Genomic DNA, 18,380 nt, shown 5'->3' with positions numbered 1-18,380 from the left:
ATCTCCTCGGCGACCTGTTTCACCGACCGGTTCGTGGACAAAACAAGCCGCACAGCGTCCTCACGGAAAGCGGCATCGTATTTTCTTCTGGGCGTGGTCATCTGAAGTGAAGCTCCCATCAAGCTGTCTCACAAAACCATACGACCGCACTCTCGTCGCTGGCCTGGGGAGTGTCGGATAAACGGTGGATCCAGGGGTTGGCAGAGGCATGCCCTGTGCGGGAAATGAAAGAGCATCCGCCAAAAACTGGCAGGACGTGAGAGAACGTCGGTCAAAAAAACGCAGGACGTGAGAGAACGTCGGTCAAAAACACGCAGGATGTGAGAGAACGATCAGGGGCGGGGCGGCGGGTATCCGGAAGCGTGCGTCAAAGCGGGGTACAAACCAGCCCAATAACCCCCAACCCCCGCCGCATCTGAACCGACGGCCGGCAGCATCGGCGGCTGTAAACATCCGGCAGCGTGCGTCAAAGCGACGAAGGAGCAGCACGCAGAGGATGTTTACAGCCGGCCCGGCCCTACTCGCCGAGGGTTTCGGCGGCCTCCAGCCATTCGAGCTCCAGGCCTTCTTTCTCCCCCAGGAGTTCCTGGAGCTTTGCGTTGAGTTCGCCCAGCGCGTCGAAGTCCCCGGATTCGGATTTCGCGGCCATTTGGGTGTGCAGCTTTTCCTCCTGCTGTGCGATTTTGCCGAGCTGGCGGTCGATCCTGTTGAGGTCCTTGCGGGCTTCACGCTTTTCGGCTTCGCTGGCACCCGAAGCAACAGGTGCAGAAGCACCGCCACTCGCAGAAGTGGGCGCACCGGATCCCCCGCCAACGGCGCCGGAAGCCAGCGCCGCCTCGCGCAGTTCGAGGTATTGATCCACACCGCCGGGCAAGCCGCGGAGTTTGGCATCACCAAGGAGGGCCATCTGGTTGTCCGTGACGCGTTCCAGGAGGTACCTGTCGTGGCTCACCACAACCAGCGTGCCGGGCCAACCGTCCAGGACATCTTCGACGGCGGCCAGGGTGTCAGTATCGAGGTCGTTGGTGGGCTCGTCGAGCATGAGTACGTTGGGCTCCCCTACCAGCAGGCGCAGGAGTTGGAGTCGACGGCGCTCACCACCGGAGAGGTCTCTGACGGGTGTCCATTRCTTTTCCTTGGTGAACCCGAGCTGCTCCACGAGCTGGCCGGCGGTGAATTCCTTACCGCCTACACTGAAGGACCGCTTTTCCCGCTCGATGACCTCAATGACGCGCAGGTCCGAGACGTCGTCGAGCTCCTTCACGTCCTGGGTGAGCACGGCGGTGACCACGGTCTTACCGCGTTTGACTTTCCCTGACGTGGGCTGGATTTCGCCGTTGAGAAGCTTGAGCAGCGTGGACTTGCCAGCCCCGTTGACGCCCACCAAACCAAGTCGTTCGCCAGGGGCGAGCCGCAGGGTGATGTTGTCGAAGAGTTTCTGCCCGTCTGCTCCGTCGACAAAATCAAGGGTCACGTTCTCAAGGTCCAGCACATCCTTGCCCAGACGCGCGGTTGCCATCTTGCTGAGCGCTACGGAGTCCCGGGGATCCGGAACGTCTGCAATGAGGTCGTTGGCAGCTTCGATCCGGAACTTGGGCTTGGCAGTCCGGGCCGGGGCGCCGCGCCGAAGCCACGCCAGTTCCTTTTTGACGAGCTGCTGGCGTTTACCTTCGACGACGGCGGCCGTCCGGTCGCGCTCTGCGCGCGCCAAAACGTAAGCGGCGTATCCGCCGTCGAACATGTCCACCATGGCGTCGTGGACTTCCCAGGTGTAGTTGCAAACTTCGTCAAGGAACCAGCGATCGTGGGTGACCACCAGGAACGCGCCTTGGTTGGCGCGCCAGCGCGTCTTGAGGTGCTTTGCCAGCCAGGCCACGCCTTCAACGTCGAGGTGGTTGGTGGGTTCGTCCAGCATGATGACGTCGTGGTCTTCGATGAGGAGCTTGGCCAGCGCGACACGGCGTTTCTGTCCGCCGGAGAGGGCATGGACGTTGGCGTGCCAATCGACATCCCCAACCAGTCCGCCCATGACTTCGCGGATCTTGGGGTTGGCCGCCCATTCGTGGTCCGCGCGGTCGCCAACGATCGCAGCGCCGACTGTCAGGTCGCCGTCGAGCACGTCGCCTTGGTCGAGGTAGCCGACGTTGATGTCCCCGCGTTTGGTGACGCGGCCGGAGTCGGGCGTCGAGCGCAAGGCGAGCAAACGCATGAGCGTTGATTTTCCGTCGCCGTTGCGGCCGACCATGCCGATGCGGTCGCCATCCTCCAAACCGAGGGTGACGCCGTCGAGGACAGTGCGGGTCGCGAACGAAACGGTGAGGTTTTCGCCGCCAAGCAGGTGGGCCAATGGGTACTACTTTCTACTGCTGGAATGCGGGAGCTACTAGAGGAGGGTATCGGAGATGATCCGGGCGCCGGGCACGGGTCCGTGGACGGCGACTGCTGTGTGGCCTCGATGGGTCAGCTCTTCAGCGAGGACGCTGGCGGACACCGAGTCCCTGGCAAGCAGTGCGATGGTGGGCCCGGATCCGGACACCATGCCTGCCAGGGCGCCGCGAGCTTCGCCCAGGCCGATGGTGTCCCGGAGCTGTGGGGCCAGGGCGATGGATGCCCGCTGGAGATCGTTGATCAGCACCCGGCTGAGGGTCTCGGGATCGCCGTGGCGCAGGGCCTGGAGGATTGTGGGGTCAACGTCTACGGGTTCGGGGATTTCCACGCCCTCGGAGTCGCGAAGTCCGTCCAGCGTGTGGAAAACGTCTGGCGTGGAGAGGCCATAGTCGGCAAATACCAGCACCCAGTCCATTTGTGCCTTCGCAAGCGCGGGTGACAATTTGTCGCCAACACCGAGTCCGACGGCGGTCCCGCCCAGGAGCGAGAACGGAACGTCCGCGCCCAGTTCGGCTGCCAGGTGGGCAAGTTCCTCGCGGGAAAGGCCGCTGTTCCACAGGGCATCGCACGCAAGCAAGGTAGCGGCGGCGTCGGCGGAGCCCCCACCCATGCCTCCGGCAACCGGGACGCGCTTGGTTATTTCAAGGTGGACGCCGGTTGGGTTCTCGGACAGCTCAGCCATGATGGCTGCCGCCTTGTAGGCCAGATTGCTTTCGTCCAGGGGAATATCGACGCCGTCCAGGTCCAGGGTGCTGTTGGGGCTGATGCTGACGGTAATTCCTTCAGCCTCGGTGCTGGTGGCTGCCACTTCCTCGTACAAGGAAACGGCCAGGTAGACGCTTGCCACGGAGTGGTAGCCGTCGGGGCGCAACGGACCAACGCTCAGGGAAACGTTGATCTTCCCGGGCGCTTTGACCCGCACCGTCCGGGCATGGAAGCGATCGCCTACGTAGGGCAGGCCGCTGGGTTTGCGGGTGTTCGGACTCATGCGTCCGCTGGGTGGCGGGCTTCGGCAATCCGGACGTAGGCAGAGATGTCCAGGACTTCGCCCCGGGCTGTGGGATCAACGCCTGCGGCGACGAGGCACCTTTCGGCCTCTGCCGCACTGCCGGCCCAGCCAGCCAATGCTGCACGGAGTGTCTTACGACGCTGGGCGAAGGCGGCGTCAATGACAGCAAACACCTGCTCCCGGGTGGCGTGCGTGGCGGGTGGGTCATGACGGGTAAAGGCAACGAGTCCCGAGTGGATCTTCGGAGCAGGCCAAAACACGTTCATGCCGATCACGCCGGCCTTGCGCATGTGCCCGTACCAGGCAGCCTTGACCGAGGGCACGCCGTAGATCTTGCTTCCAGGAGTTGCTGCCAGGCGGTCTGCGACCTCATCCTGCACCATGACCAGGCCATGCTGCAGGCTCGGGAAGTGTTGCAGCAAGTGAAGCACCACAGGGACGGCCACGTTATACGGGAGGTTGGCCACCAGTGCTGTCGGTTGCACTGGCAGTTCTGTAACCCTCATGGCGTCCGAGAGGACCAGGTGGAAGTTCTCTTCAGCCTCGGGCCGCCATGCACGAACAGTTTCGGGGAGCTTCCTGGCGAGCACGGGATCGATTTCGACTGCAACAACAGTGCGCGCCGCGTCCAGCAGGCCAAGCGTCAGGGAGCCCAGACCTGGACCCACCTCAAGGACGGTTTCCCCGGCGTCGATATTGGCGGCTGAGACAATCCTGCGGATCGTATTACCGTCAATGACAAAGTTCTGGCCCAAGGTCTTGGTAGGGCGGACACCGATTTCCTCGGCTAACCGTCGGATGTCTGTGGCGCCCATCAAAGGCACGACGGCGGCGGGTTCGGAATTCGGTTCAGTCACCTAGGTATCGTATCGCCTGTGCGGGGTCAGGCTGCGTGCGCGCAGCCCCAGTCGCTGAGGCCGTTCCTGGCGTAGAGGCGGTTGGCGATATCGATCTGCTGTGCTTTGGTCGCAAGGTTGGCGGTGGGGGCGTAGGCGCCGCCGCCATTGGCCAACCACGTGGGGCTGGAGAACTGCAGTCCGCCGTAGTATCCGTTGCCGGAGTTGATGGACCAGTTCCCGCCGGACTCACACTGGGCGATCCTGTCCCACATGGCTTCGTTCGGGGCGCCGGTGGGACCACTGGACGTGGCAGCCTTGGCAGCGACGGGGCGGGCCTTGGTTCCGACCGCGATCTTTTCGGTGACGGGCTGGGTGGTGACATTGCTGGATACAAGGGTGCGGGAAGCTTCCCGGCCATCCACCAGGACCAGCTTGAACGTCTTCACAACGGAACCTGCAACGCCCTTTTGGGTCACTTTTTCGTCGCCCTTGTAGAGATCGGCACTATCGGTGCTGACGCTTTCGAACGGCACTTCCTCAGTGGCGTCGGCGGTCTTGCTGGTGTCCACCCGGGAGACCTTGATCACCATGTCCTGGATGACCGGTGCGTTGCCGGGCTGGGAGACGCGGTCGCTGGCACCCAAGGTGACTCCGGCGTCCTTCAGGACGGTGGCGACGTCGGGCGCCGTCGTGGTGGTGCTGGTGTCCTTGCCGTCAGCTACCAAGCTGATCGTCTTGGGCGTGGAGATGGAAACGAAGGAGCCGGTAACAGCCAGGGAGGCGTCCTTCGGCTGGGAGATTTCGGAGGAGCTAGCGACTCCCAGTTCACTGACCAAGCCGGCGACGTCCGGCGCGTTGGTGTTGACGGTCTTGCGGGCGCCGTCCAATTCGATGGAGACGGCCTTGGCGAGGTTGATATTGACCACCGAGCCGTTTTCCACCTGGGTATCAAGGTCCGGTGAAACACGGTCTGCGTCCTTCAGCTCGACCTTGGCTGCTTTGACCACCTGGTCAACTGTGCCGCCGAAGGTCTGGATGGAGCTCACCTTGCCATCAACATTCAGGGTGATTGTCTTGTTGTTGCCGACGAAGGCGACCACACCGACCACCAGTGCTACAACAACCAGCAACTGGGCACCGACTTTGAGAAAGCTGAACTTGCCATCCGTTGTGAAGAACTTGATCACGATTGCCCATAACTCTCAGACCATCCGGGCACGGGGAAAAGCGCAAAAAACAATGCCAGCCGCAAAACTGAGGGGCCAGGCAAGAAAGCCTGGTCCCACCCTCTGCTGCCGGCATCTGCGCCGCCAAATACATTCAACTAAAGAGCCCGGACGGATCCGGGCCAGTTGTCCGAAGGCCTTCCCCGACCCCGGCTACTTGTTGTACACAGTAACCGATCCGTTATAAACGGACCAAGAATTCTACATACCGGGTATTCATCGCCGTCAATCCCAGAGGGGTTCGAACAGCCCGTTTCAGCCCCACGATCCGTAGGCATTTACGGTATTTTGAGCAAGCCTGGCGCAAAGTTCTGAAAGGTCATCTTCTGTCACTTCCGCCATCGAGCGAACGGTGTATGGCACCATGTAGCTCGCATTTGGCCGGCCACGGTACGGGTGTGGCGTGAGGAATGGCGAATCTGTTTCCACCAGAATCCGGCTGGGCTCGGCAATAGCCAACGCTGCCCTGAGGTTGCCCGCATTCTTGAACGTCATAGTCCCTGCAAAGGACATGTACCAGCCATTGTCATTGCAGATGCGGGCCAGTTCCTCGTCGCCGGAGAAGCAGTGGAAAACCACCCGCTCAGGGGCGCCTTCCTCGTTCAGCACCTGCACCACGTCATCGTGGGCGTCGCGGTCGTGGATCTGCAGCGTGAGGCCAAGCCGCTTGGCGATGTCGATGTGCCTCCGGAAGGAATACCGCTGATGTGTCAGGCCCTCACCGTGGGTTCGGAAGAAGTCCAATCCTGTCTCGCCGATGGCACGGATCCGTGGGTGGCGGGCCAGTTCCTCGATCTCTGCCAGCGCCGATTCCAGTTCCCCCCGCCCCGCGTAGGCGGGTGCGTCGTTGGGGTGGATGGCAACGGCTCCCAGCAGGCGGGCATCGGCCTGGACAGCTTGTACCGTGAAGCGCGAGGATTCCAGGTCGCAGCCAACCTGGATCGCCCCTTGGACACCAACAACTTCGGCGGCATCCATGGCATCCGCAACGCCGACTTCGATCAAACCGTGCCGGAAGTCCAAGTGGGTGTGGTTGTCCATCACGGGGACGGGAAGCGGTTCCGGGGCTGGCGGGTACTCTTTGCGGGAATCCGATGCTTCTGTTGCATCAGAGGACGCGCGGTAGGGAGCGGGGGCGAGGGAATTGCACATGTTCCCACCTTAATCGGACCGCGGTCCCCCATGCTTGGAGATAAATTCCAGTTGGCACATAAATTCCCGGAGCACTATGTCAGGGACGGCCAAAGTCTGGGTAGTCTGGAACGGACAGACGGCCGACACCGGCGTTGGCCACGGCTGAAGGGCAATCCATGGAGTCCAAGCGACAAGTCACCGTTGAACCTACCCGACTTCAGGGCGAGGCGTACAGTGCGCTGCCCCGGGACGCCGCGGCGCTCAACGGACACAAGCCGCAGGTCATGGACGCGGAACGTTTCCACGATGCCAGCGAGCGCATCCTGGCATCCATCAGCAAGGTCATCGATGGCAAGGCAGACGCAGCAAAGCTTGCACTGACGGTTCTCCTGGCCCAGGGCCATCTCCTGCTGGAGGATGTGCCCGGGGTTGGCAAGACCCTGCTGGCAAAGACACTGGCCCGGACCGTGGACTGCACAGTGTCCCGTATCCAGTTCACCCCGGACCTTTTGCCCTCTGATGTGACGGGCGTGTCCATCTACAATCAGTCTTCACGGCAGTTCGAGTTCCGGCCAGGTGCCGTGTTCGCGAACATCGTGATCGGCGACGAAATCAACCGCGCCTCGGCCAAGACCCAGTCTGCGCTCCTGGAGTGCATGGAAGAGCATCAGGTGACGGTGGACGGGCATTCGTACCAGCTGGGATTGCCTTTCATGGTCGTGGCAACGCAGAATCCCATCGAAATGGAGGGCACCTATCCGCTGCCCGAGGCCCAGCGCGACCGCTTCATGGCCAGGATTTCCATGGGCTATCCGGACAGGGATGCCGAGATCGAGATGCTGGAAACGCATCAGGCGTCCTCTCCTTTGATCAACGTAACCCCGGTGGTCACAGCGGCCGATGTGGCAGCCATGATTGCAGCCGTCCAGCAGGTTTACGTGTCCACGGCCATCAAGGAATACACGGTTGCCATTGGCCGGGCCACCCGTGAAAGTGCCCGCCTTCGACTCGGCGCCAGTCCGCGGTCCTTGCTGCAGTTGCTGCGCGCCGCGAAGGCTACGGCAGCTTTGGATGGACGCGATTTTGTTCTTCCCGACGACGTCGTGGACGTGGCCGAATCGGTACTCGCCCACCGCATCATCCTGGACCGGAAGGCCGCGAGTTCCGGCGATACTCCCCAAACCGTCCTGCGGGGCATCCTCGCTTCCCTCCCGGTCGCCCAGGAGCCGCCTGGCGCGTGGCGCAGGGACAAGCAAAGCGCATAGGAGACAGCGGGCATGGCACTCGTGGATCGGCTCCCCAAGCATTTGTTCACCAGCCGCGGATGGGGATTGCTCGCCGCCGGGGTTCTCTCGCTTGTATGTGCGTACATTATGGGCAGGCGCGATCTCCTGACTCTGGCCGTATTTTTGTTGATACTTCCCTTGGTTGCGCTGGCCGGAGTCCGGGTGCTGAAACCCAAGTTCCAGGTGTACCGGGAATTCAATCCCTCCACCGTGGAAACGTCCACCGCCACCACCGTTCGCCTGGCGGTTGCCCGTTCCACGTTCTCCACAGGCCACGTGATCATGGAGGAACAATTGCCTCCACGGTTCGGCGATCCGCCGGCTTTCCGCTTCCCGGCGCGGACTGCAACAGGCGGCACCAGCCGCTACGAATACCATCTGCGATCCGGCAAGCGGGGACAGTTCCGCATAGGTCCTGTTACTGCCGAGTTCAGCGACCCCTTCGGCTTGTCGTTGCGGCGTCATGCCATCGACGACGGCGACCTCCTCACTGTGACGCCGGCCGCCGTCGAACTTCCCGTAACGGGACTCGCCGGGGCGCGTGGGAACGATGGCGTAACGGCCACCCGGATCAGGGCGAACCCCAGCGATGACGACATCATGACGCGCGAATACCGGCATGGGGATCCCATGCGCCGCGTCCACTGGCCCGCCACAGCGCGCCACGGACAGCTCATGGTCCGCCAGGAGGAATCGGTCACCACTCCGGAAGCCACCATCATCCTTGACCAACGTTTCGCGGCCTTCGCCTCCGGCAGTAGCTCGGTTTTCAGCTCGCACGACGACGACTCCGACCTCGTGACCAGCCCGAATTTTGAGTGGGTTGTAACAGCGGCAATGTCCATCAGCGCGCACTTGGCAGAACGGAACTACTCGCTGCGCGTCCTGGACGCCTTCGGTAGCCCGGCCTTCATTCGCTCGCCGTCGGCACCAGACCCGGGCGTGGAAGAGTTCAGTGGCGTCGCCGGCCTTCATGCCATTGCCGAAGGCTTGGCCGCCATTGAATTGAGCGGACCAAAACACCACTGGGTTGACCACCACAGGGCTGAACACCACCGCACGGGAGAAAGTAGTCCGGAGCATGAACAGCGCTCCCCTGAACCCTCTGGTTCTACGGTTCACCGTCTAAATGGGGCATCGGAGGTACCGGGCCAGGAAAACGTTGATTCCGTCTTCGATGACCGCCTGATGGACAAGCTCGCCGCACATCGGTTGCGCGGCCCGCTCCTTGCCTTGCTTGGCAACCTGACCCTGGCCGAGGCCAAGGCCCTTGCTCCAGCGGCCGGCTATGGCGCCAACGCCTTCGCGATAGTAGTTACGGACCCTCAAAGCAATAACGAGTCCCGCAACCCGGACTCCCGCAACCATGACTCCCGCAACAAGGACGATGTCCTGGAAACCTTGAGGCAAGGCGGCTGGAAAGCTGTCTCCGTCACGTCCAAGACACCACTGACGGCGGCCTGGTCCGGCTTCGACGAAGGCGGAATAGTCCTAGCCGCCAGTGCGGCAATGGACGTACGGCGCGGAGCGGCGGTGCCACGATGACCGCCACGTCCCATCGTGGGTCCCCCGCAACGTACCCGCGAGGCCTACCGCAACAGGGGGCCGGCGGAGACGCCCCCACTCCTCCCCCACAGCGAGCCCGGCCGCCCGGCCTCTACCCGTGGATCATGGCCGGTTCGGTGGCCGTGGCCGTTCTCGGTTCAGCTCTATCGCTGAATGGAGTGTTCAGGGGTTGGGCCTGGTTCATGCCCCTGATCACCACCGTTGTGGCTGTGGCCCTGACGCTGGCCATCCTCAGGACCCTCCGGATCCAGCCTCTGCTTACCACGTTGGGCTCCTTGGCCGCGTTGGCCGGGATACTCAGTTTCACTTTCTGCCGGCAGGACAGCTTCCTGGGCTTTGTCCCCACCACCGGGACGTTTACCGCGGTAGGCCGGCTCATCAAGCGCGCCGCAGAGACAGTTGTGTCGGAGAGCGCTCCAGTGGCACCCAACGCTGGGATTGTCTTCGTCACCTGCGCCTGCCTGGGACTCCTGGTGATCCTGATTGACGCTCTGGCAGTGCCGCTATCGATGCCGGCCGCCAGTGGAATCGGCCTCCTCGCCGTCATGGTGGTTCCGGCAACCATCAAGCCGCAAAGCGTAGGTGTCGCAGGTTTCGTTGGGGCCACCGTGGGGTATCTGCTCATTCTTGGTTGCAGCCATTGGTTCGCGCCTGATGCGAGGCTGCAGTCCGGAGCACCACGAAGTTCCGGCCAGATCAGGCGCTCCCTGGTAACGGGCGCACTGGCACTGGGTTTGGCGTTGGTTGTTCCATTGGCCATTCCAGGGTTTGAAACCGGCACCTTCCCGCAAGGTTCGCGGCTGAGCCCCTGGGGTACCTCGAACGGCCTGAATCCGATGATCACCCTGGGTAACAGCCTGCGGAGTCCCACGGGGGCAGGACGCGTCACGTACTCCACAAGTTCCAGCGCCGCCACTTACCTGAGGTCCGTCACCATTGACCACTTCGACGGCGAAACCTGGGCTCCCGATGACCGCTCCGCGTCAAGGCGGAGCGGGGTGGACCGGATAGAGCCGGGCTACTCCATCCAGGGAGAAGTCGTGAATGCGGTGACGTCCATCAACGCGGGTTTGTTCACCAGCCCTTACTTACCGRCACCGTTCGCCCCCGTCTCCGTTAATGGGCTGAACGGCCGTTGGACCTGGGATCCAGCCACCCTGAGCATCATGAGCACCGAGACCAGCACACTGGCACAACGGTATGTGGTCTTCTCGGCCGCACCCAAGATCACGGCGCAGGCACTGTCCCAAGCCACGGGTAAGCCAAAGTCCATTTCGGAGGATTTCCTCCGCGTTCCAGGGAACCTGCCAARCATTGTGCGCCAGACGGCGGAGCAAGTGACGTCTTCAGCAGGCAACAACTACGCCAAGGCGCTGGCCATCCAGAAATACTTGCGCTCCAGTGAATTCACGTATTCCCTCCAGGCTCCGGTACAAAACGGCTATGACGGCAACGGGCTGTCCGTGCTGGCGGACTTCCTGGCGGTCAAGAGCGGCTATTGCGTCCATTTCGCCTCCGCCATGGCGGTCATGGCCCGAGTGGAGGGCATCCCCAGCCGCATCGCAGTGGGATACGCACCCGGCCGGCTTACGGGCGAAACTGTCGCCTTGGTAGGTCAGGGATCGTTCCCGGAGTATGAGGTAGACGCCCGTGACGCCCATGCATGGCCCGAGCTCTATTTTGAAGGACTCGGGTGGGTACCCTTTGAGCCGACCCCATCGCGCGGCGTTGTTCCGGAGTACGCCACCGAGTCCTCAGTCCCGGGCGGCCTGAGCACCAATGCTGACGAGAAGGACGTTCCAGGCACCGCAGTGACGCCTCCTCCGACCACTGTTCCGCTGCCGGGAGGCGACGCGCAAACTGCCGGCTCTGCTCCAAGTGACCCCCTGCCAACGGTTATTGCCACGATTTCGTCAGTGCTGTTGCTCGCGGCTTTCCTTGGCTCGCCGAGGCTGAGCAGGGTAATCCTGCGACGCCGCCGGCTGAATCCCAAGGAACCAGCGGATCGGGCATCACGGGGTCACCATGATTCCGCTGCCCTCGCATGGGCAGAGTTGCAGGACCTCGCCACGGATTATGGTGTGCCGTCCACGCCCAGTGAGACGCCAAGGCACTTTTCCGCCCGGCTCCGTTCAAGTTCCATTCTGGGTGAGGCCGGAGGTCTCGACGACGCCGCTCATGCCGCCGTCGCTTCACTCACCGCGGACTTCGAACGGCAACGTTATGGTCGCCCGATGGAGGCCGCCTCGCCGGCGGCGGCCAGGATCGCCGTCGTTCGTGAATCGTTGCGGAACAATACCAACTGGCTGGTTCGCTTCCGCGCCAACTGGCTGCCGCCGTCGCTCATGCGCCGCTGGTTCCACGCACTCGGTGCCCCCTTCCGCGCTGTGGGGTCCCTGTTCCGGCGGACGGGGCGAGGGATTGCCAGATCCGGCCATGCAGTCAAGGGACTTCTTCCGCAACGCCGCTAAGACCGCAAACACCACAACGGCTCGCCCGGGAACAGCAAAGGGCCCGACTCCGGAACTTATGGTTCCGGAGTCGGGCCCTTGCTTGTCTCTACCGGTCTTGTTGCGAGAGCGGTGGACGGGACCCAGGGACCTAGTCGGCGTAAGGGTCAGCGATACCTACGTACTGGGTGTAGAGGTACTCTTCGATGCCTTCGGAGCCGCCTTCGCGGCCCAGGCCGGACTGCTTGACGCCACCGAACGGTGCAGCGGCGTTGGAGATGACGCCGGCGTTGAGGCCGAGCATGCCGGTCTCGAGCTTTTCGCTGACGCGGAGGCCACGGTTGAGGTCCTTCGTGAAGACGTAGGCAACCAGGCCGTATTCGGTGTTGTTGGCCAGGCGGATGGCGTCGTCTTCGGTGGAGAACGTGACGATCGGGGCCACAGGTCCGAAGATTTCTTCCTGGAGGATACGGGAGTCGGCGTGGACGTTCTTCAGCACAGTGGGCTGGTAGAAGTAGCCGGGACCGTCGACGGCGGCGCCACCGGTCACTGCTGTGGCACCTCCTGCTACAGCTTCGGTGACGAGGGCGTGAACACCATCGCGGGCCTTGCCGTCGATCAGCGGACCAACCTTGGACTCCGGGTCAGTACCGCGTGCCGTGGTGAGGGAGCCGATCTTCGCGGCGAACTTCTCGGCGAAGGAGTCGGCGATGGACTCGTGCACGATGAAGCGGTTTGCTGCTGTGCAGGCCTCGCCCATATTGCGCATCTTGGCGGCGATGGCGCCTTCAACGGCCTTGTCCAGGTCGGCGTCCTCGAAGACGACGAACGGAGCGTTGCCGCCGAGTTCCATGGAGGTGCGCAGGACCTTGTCAGCGGCTTCGCGGATCAGGGCCTGGCCTACCGGGGTGGAGCCGGTGAAGGAGATCTTGCGGAGGCGGTCATCCTTGATCAGCGGCCCGGTGACAGCACCGGCTGTGGAGGTCTGGATAACGTTCAAGACACCTGCCGGAAGGCCGGCTTCCTGCATGACCTGGGCGAAGAGCAGGCTGGTCAGCGGGGTAAGGTTTGCGGGCTTGAGCACCATGGTGCAGCCAGCGGCGACGGCGGGGGCTACCTTGCGGGTTGCCATTGCCAGCGGGAAGTTCCACGGCGTGATGAGCAGGCAGGGCCCAACCGGCTTCTTCTGCACGAGCAGGCGGTTCTTGCCGTCCGGTGCAGCAGAATAGCGGCCCGAAACACGGACGGCTTCTTCGGAGAACCAGCGCAGGAACTCGGCACCGTACGTGACCTCGCCGCGGGCTTCTGCCAGCGGCTTGCCCATTTCGAGGGTCATGAGCAGGGCGAAGTCCTCGGCGCGCTCGGTGACCAGTTCGAAGGCACGGCGCAGGATCTCGCCACGTTCACGGGGCGCAGTGCGTGCCCAGTCAGCCTGGGCGGCAGCGGCGGCGTCGAGGGCGGCCGCACCGTCTTCAGCACCGGCGTCGGAGATGCTGAGCAGGACCTTGCCCGTAGCCGGGTCCTCAACATCAAAGGTCTTTCCGGATCCCGCCGGGCCCCACTGACCGTTGATCAGCAGGCCGGTGGGGACGGAAGCCAGCAGTTCGCTTTCGCGTTCAACCGTGACAGTCATGGCGACTCCTTCGTCTTGGGTGCATTGGAGGGTTGCACCACTAGGGTTCCTTGCCAGAATTGGCTTGAATTACTGCCACGGTACTGCCATGCGAGAAGCAGTGTCTACGCCTTCACGCACTGCCATAGGCTCGCCAAATTGTGCATCTGCACAGGGAGGATCAGCGGGCTGCAAGCACCGCGGAATACAGCTCCCGCTTACTGACACGGGCATCATCCGCCACGGCGGCAACGGCTTCCTTCAGCCGGATTCCCTGGGAGATCAGCTCGTTCACGGCAGCCACATGGTCTTCCGGTTTGCCGGGGGCCTGCTCGGGAGCTCCACCTACAACCACGGCAATTTCACCGCGAACCTCGTTATTTTCCGCCCACTCCAGGAGCTCGCGCAGCGTTCCGCGGATCACTTCCTCATAGGTTTTGGTCAGTTCACGGCAAACAGCAACGCGCCGTTCTGCCCCGAAGCGCTCGTGCAGTGCCCGAAGCATCACTTCGAGCCGGTGCGGTCCCTCGAAGAAGACCATGGTGCGGCGCTCGTCAGCCAAGTCTGCCAGACGGGAATTCCGCTCCCCCGACTTCCGTGGCAGGAAGCCCTCGAAGCAAAAGCGGTCTGTGGGCAGCCCGGATAATGCAAGGGCTGTCAGCACGGCGGAAGGTCCCGGAACAGCAGTGACAGTCAGGCCAGCCGCTACAGCGCCTTCCACCAAGCGGAAGCCTGGGTCCGAGACGGCCGGCATTCCGGCGTCGCTCACCATCAGGATGGTTTTGCCAGCCCGCACGTAGTCCAGCAGCTCACCGGTCTTGGCTACCTCATTGTGTTCGTGATAGCTGATGACGCGCCCGGACACCTCCACGCCCAAGGCCTGGACCAGCCGATGCAGGCGGCGGGTGTCCTCCGCGGCAACGATGTCCGAGGTCGCCAGGAGCTCAATCAAGCGGGACGATGCATCGCCCACGTTGCCTATGGGAGTGGCAGCAAGCACAATCCTGCCACTCGCTGTGGATGGGCTCGCGGCGGCACCGGCGTCCGGTTCATCAACCGCCGGTTCATCAACCGCCAATGCATCGTCAAAGGGGGCTTCGTCCGGGGTGCTGCGCTGTTCTTCCACCTGCCAAGCCTAATGCCGCGCGCACCTCAACGCCGCAGTAAGGATGGAAAGGTAGCATGGGCGGGTGAGCCAGTCCCCCGTTCCCACCACCGATTCCGGAACCCCCGCAGCCTCGGCGTTACGTTCCGGAGCCACGGACGTGGCGGCAACCAATGGCGCGGAAGAAACCACCAGGACAACAATGACCAAGACGAGCATGTCCTGGCGCCCTCCTTCCGGACAGCACGCTGCTAGCGACCGCAACAGGAACACCAGACCGGCTCTGGGACGCCGGCTGGCAGGCCACCCCTGGATCGCCAGCCCCACCACGGCCTATACAGAAGACGCCCTGAAGTCGCGGTTGATCGGGGTGATCCAAACCTGGCGGGACTACCCGCCGTCGTTGCGTTTATGGTTCTGGTTGATTCCTACTATCACGGCTGTTATCGGCGGAATCCTGCGTTTCTTCCGTCTTGAGGTCCCACACAGCCTGGTGTTCGACGAAACGTATTACGTCAAGGACGCCTATTCGTACCTCGTCAGCGGATACGAACGCAGCTGGCCGGCAAATGCCAACGATTCCTTCAACGCCGGCCATCCTGACATCCTGCTCAATACCCCGGAGTACGTAGTTCATCCTCCGGTCGGGAAATGGATGATCGCCTTTGGTATGTGGTTGTTTGGGGCTGACAATCCGTTCGGCTGGCGTTTCGGTGCCGCCTTGACTGGGACGCTCACGGTCTTCCTGCTCTCGCTCATCGCGCTGAAGCTCTTCCGTTCCCACACCCTTGGCGCGGTGGCCGGGTTGCTGCTCGCGGTTGACGGCCACCATCTGGTGTTGTCCCGAACGTCCCTGCTGGACATCTTCCTCGCGTTCTGGATCCTTGCCGCCTTTGGCGCGCTGTTGTTGGACCGCGACGACGGCCGGCGTCGCCTTGCGTCCAGGCTCGCCGCCCGGGCGGCTGCTTCGCCCGATGGCAGGCCTTCCACCGCGCAGCTGTTGGCCGGTCCTTGGTTGGGGATGCGCTGGTGGCGCCTGGTTGCCGGGATCTGCCTGGGCCTGGCCGTAGGCACCAAATGGTCTGCGCTGTTTTTCGTCGCGGCTTTCGGCTTGTTGACTGTCTTCTGGGACATGAGCGCCCGCCGCATCGCCGGGATCCGCAGCTGGCCCAGTGCAGCGCTCATGAAGGATGGCCTGCCGGCTTTCCTAACCATTGTCCCGATTGCGGCAGCCACCTACGTGGCCACGTGGACCGGCTGGTTCCTCTCCAAGGATGCCTACTACCGCCAGTGGGCGGCCACCAATCCCGCGCCCGGGTGGGATTGGCTGCCCAATTCCGTGCGTTCTCTTGCGCACTACCACCTTGAGGCCTACAAGTTCCATCAGGGCCTCAGTGCCGACCACCCCTACGAGTCCAGCCCCTGGACCTGGCTGGTCATGGGCAGGCCCACCTCGTTCTATTACCAATCGCCGAAGCAGGGAACTGCTGGCTGCCTTGCCGAGACCTGTTCCTCGGCCATCCTGCCCGTAGGCAACCCCATTGTGTGGTGGGGCGGCACCATAGCCCTGGTGATCCTGCTCTTCTGGTGGGCCGGCAGGCGGGATTGGCGGGCCGGGGCCATCCTGGCTGGAGTCGCGGCCGGATACCTGCCGTGGTTCATGTACCCGGAACGCACGATGTTCATTTTCTACGCAGTTTCCTTTGAACCCTTCCTGGTGCTGGCCCTGACGTACGTTCTGGGGCTGGTGTTGGGTCGCAGCAGCGATCCTCCCTGGCGGCGGAGATCCGGACTTTACGTCGTGGGCTTGATTGTGGTGTTGGCCGTACTGGCCACAGCTTTTTTCTATCCTGTGCTGACCGCCGAAGTCATCAGCTACCAGGAATGGCGGATGAGAATGTGGATGCCATCGTGGATCTAGGAGGAAGATCGTGAGGGAGGCAAGCACGGAGCTTCTGGTCGAGGCCGACGAGAATACCAACGTGACCGACCTCCTTCTGGAACGATGCGCCAAGGACCCGTTCGGCAACCTGTACGCCCATAAGACAGCCAATGGCTGGCTGAACGTTCCCGCTGCGCGCTTCCTCGCGGACGTGCAGGCCCTGGCCAAGGGCCTCATCGCAGGAGGCGTCAACCCCGGCGATCCTGTAGCTGTGCTGTCCCGTTCAAGTTTCGAATGGACCTTGGTGGACTTCGCCATCTGGATGGCTGGCGGAGTTACCGTGCCCATTTATGAAACGTCTTCGGCAAGCCAGATCGAGTGGATCCTTGCCGATTCCGGCGCCCGGCGCATCTTTGTGGAGGACACCTCCAAGGCAGACCTTCTTCGCGGCCTGGTTGAGAACTCGACAGCCTTGGGTGAGGACCCCGTGACGATCATCCGTATGGAGCACGACGGCGAGGCCCCCAACCTGACCAGCCTCGCCGCCGTCGGAATTGGCATTATGGATGCCGAACTTGAGCGCCAGCGCAGCGCCGCCAACCTGTCCGATGTCGCCTCGATCGTCTACACCTCCGGCACAACCGGCAAACCCAAGGGCTGCGAAATAACCCATGGCAACTTCGTACTCGTTGCCCGGAACGTGATCCCGTTCCTTCCCGAACTGCTGATGCAGCACGGCGCGCGAACGTTGATATTCCTACCGCTGGCACATGTCCTGGCGAGGGCAGTCCAGGTGGTCTGCCTCACCGCAGGCGTCACCTTGGGGCATAGCTCCGGTGCCAGCGGTCTCATGGCGGACCTGGGAGCTTTCAAACCCACCTTCCTGCTCGCAGTTCCCCGGATCTTCGAAAAGGTCTACGCCGGGGCCGGACACAAAGCCGCCATGTCAGGAAAGTCCGGACTGTTCGCCGCTGCGTCCGCCACCGCCGTCGAATATTCGACGGCGGTGGACCTCGCCGCCCGCGGGCAGGGGCCCGGTCCAGGCTGGTTCCTTGGTCTCAAGCACTCGGCATTCAACAAACTCCTCTACCCCAAGGTGCGGGAGGTCTTCGGCGGGGCCGTCGGCTACACCGTGTCCGGAGCCAGCCCCCTCAGCCTCCGGGAGAACCACTTCTTCCACGGCGCGGGAATCCCGGTCCTTGAGGGCTATGGCCTGACCGAAACCACTGCGCCCTGCACCGTCAACACGCCAAGCATGTCCCGAATAGGGACTGTTGGCATACCGTTGCCCGGCACCACCATCCGCGTGGGACAGGATGGGGAGGTGTTGGTCAAGGGAATCGGCGTCTTCAAGGGCTATCACCGGAATGAGGCCGCCACCGCTGAGGCCTTCGTGGACGGCTTCTTCCGCACAGGAGACCTGGGCGAGCTCGACGCCGACGGGTTCCTGACTATCACCGGCAGGAAGAAAGACCTGTTGGTCACCGCTGGCGGCAAGAACGTCGCTCCCGCTCCCCTTGAGGAGAAACTACGGGAGCACCGGCTCGTGGGACAGGCCGTGGTGGTGGGCGACGGCAAGCCGTTCGTCGCAGCGCTGGTGGCACTGGATCCCGAAGGACTCGCAGACTGGTGCGCCGAGAACAAGCGTAACGCCATGTCCCCCAGTGAAGCCGCGAAGGACGAGCGCGTCCGTGCAGCAGTTCAGTCCGCCGTGGACGAAGCGAACACCCTGGTTTCGTCCGCTGAATCGATCCGTAAGTTTGGCTTTATCACTGCAGATCTCAGCGTCGAGTCGGGGCACTTGACGCCCTCGCTGAAGCTGAAGCGGGCCGTTGTGGTTAAGGACTTCTCGTCGTTGGTGGAAAAGCTTTACGAAAAGTAGC

Annotated in this window: 13 protein-coding genes; 5 read left to right on the top strand and 8 right to left on the bottom strand. The window is 62.9% G+C overall.

What is annotated here, in order from left to right; translation table 11 throughout:
• From AB4Y87_RS01400 to AB4Y87_RS01375, 6 genes are all read right to left on the bottom strand, one after another.
• Positions 1 to 101, bottom strand: a 101-nt coding sequence (locus AB4Y87_RS01400; RefSeq protein WP_442002713.1) for a transposase, incomplete at its 3' end; no start/stop codon positions are given.
• Positions 102 to 517: 416 nt separating this feature from the next.
• The gene (locus AB4Y87_RS01395) at positions 518 to 2,347 is read right to left on the bottom strand and encodes an ABC-F family ATP-binding cassette domain-containing protein (protein ID WP_442002699.1); all 1,830 of its coding nucleotides are present in this window, start codon (positions 2,345 to 2,347) and stop codon (positions 518 to 520) included.
• A 36-nt stretch (positions 2,348 to 2,383) separates the two neighbouring features.
• Positions 2,384 to 3,376: a 4-(cytidine 5'-diphospho)-2-C-methyl-D-erythritol kinase gene (locus AB4Y87_RS01390; RefSeq protein WP_442002698.1), complete on the bottom strand. Its 993-nt coding sequence runs from the start codon at positions 3,374 to 3,376 to the stop codon at positions 2,384 to 2,386.
• Complete coding sequence (gene rsmA, locus AB4Y87_RS01385; RefSeq protein WP_442002697.1) at positions 3,373 to 4,254, bottom strand: 16S rRNA (adenine(1518)-N(6)/adenine(1519)-N(6))-dimethyltransferase RsmA; 882 nt, start codon at positions 4,252 to 4,254, stop codon at positions 3,373 to 3,375. Before rsmA ends, AB4Y87_RS01390 begins: the two co-directional genes overlap by 4 nt.
• A gap of 26 nt (positions 4,255 to 4,280) precedes the next feature.
• Positions 4,281 to 5,423: a transglycosylase family protein gene (locus tag AB4Y87_RS01380; protein WP_442002696.1), complete on the bottom strand. Its 1,143-nt coding sequence runs from the start codon at positions 5,421 to 5,423 to the stop codon at positions 4,281 to 4,283.
• A gap of 294 nt (positions 5,424 to 5,717) precedes the next feature.
• Positions 5,718 to 6,614, bottom strand: coding sequence for a TatD family hydrolase (locus AB4Y87_RS01375; protein ID WP_442002695.1), 897 nt, complete (start codon positions 6,612 to 6,614; stop codon positions 5,718 to 5,720).
• 158 nt (positions 6,615 to 6,772) lie between these two features.
• On the opposite strand from AB4Y87_RS01375, the gene AB4Y87_RS01370 reads away from it, so the two are divergent.
• The 3 genes from AB4Y87_RS01370 to AB4Y87_RS01360 are packed head-to-tail and all read left to right on the top strand — an operon-like array spanning position 6,773 to position 11,919.
• Positions 6,773 to 7,861 carry an AAA family ATPase gene (locus AB4Y87_RS01370; protein WP_442002694.1) on the top strand — a complete coding sequence of 363 codons (1,089 nt, stop codon included), beginning with the start codon at positions 6,773 to 6,775 and terminating at the stop codon, positions 7,859 to 7,861.
• A 12-nt stretch (positions 7,862 to 7,873) separates the two neighbouring features.
• Entirely contained in the window at positions 7,874 to 9,427 is a 1,554-nt protein-coding gene (locus tag AB4Y87_RS01365; protein ID WP_442002693.1) for a DUF58 domain-containing protein, read from the top strand.
• A complete protein-coding gene (locus AB4Y87_RS01360; RefSeq protein ID WP_442002692.1) occupies positions 9,424 to 11,919 on the top strand; it encodes a transglutaminase TgpA family protein in 2,496 nt (831 codons plus the stop codon). The genes AB4Y87_RS01365 and AB4Y87_RS01360 overlap by 4 nt, the downstream gene beginning before the upstream one ends.
• A 130-nt stretch (positions 11,920 to 12,049) precedes the next feature.
• Here the strand turns inward: AB4Y87_RS01360 and AB4Y87_RS01355 are convergent, their stop codons facing one another.
• Entirely contained in the window at positions 12,050 to 13,531 is a 1,482-nt protein-coding gene (locus tag AB4Y87_RS01355; RefSeq protein ID WP_442002691.1) for an NAD-dependent succinate-semialdehyde dehydrogenase, read from the bottom strand.
• Positions 13,532 to 13,691: 160 nt separating this feature from the next.
• On the bottom strand, positions 13,692 to 14,588 hold the full coding sequence (rsmI, locus tag AB4Y87_RS01350) for a 16S rRNA (cytidine(1402)-2'-O)-methyltransferase (protein WP_442002712.1): 897 nt from the start codon (positions 14,586 to 14,588) through the stop codon (positions 13,692 to 13,694).
• A 244-nt stretch (positions 14,589 to 14,832) separates the two neighbouring features.
• Here rsmI and AB4Y87_RS01345 point away from each other — a divergent pair, with 244 nt between their 5' ends.
• Positions 14,833 to 16,536 (top strand): dolichyl-phosphate-mannose--protein mannosyltransferase, encoded by a 1,704-nt coding sequence (locus tag AB4Y87_RS01345; RefSeq protein ID WP_442002711.1) that lies wholly within the window; start codon positions 14,833 to 14,835, stop codon positions 16,534 to 16,536.
• Between the two features lie 10 nt (positions 16,537 to 16,546).
• Complete coding sequence (locus tag AB4Y87_RS01340) at positions 16,547 to 18,379, top strand: AMP-dependent synthetase/ligase (RefSeq protein ID WP_442002690.1); 1,833 nt, start codon at positions 16,547 to 16,549, stop codon at positions 18,377 to 18,379.
• The last annotated feature ends 1 nt before the right edge of the window (position 18,380 follow it).

It is taken from the genome of Paenarthrobacter sp. RAF54_2 (assembly GCF_052113945.1).
GTDB lineage: Bacteria > Actinomycetota > Actinomycetes > Actinomycetales > Micrococcaceae > Arthrobacter.
Note: the sequence above shows the minus strand (reverse complement) of the source record. Positions and strands in the feature narration are given on the sequence as shown.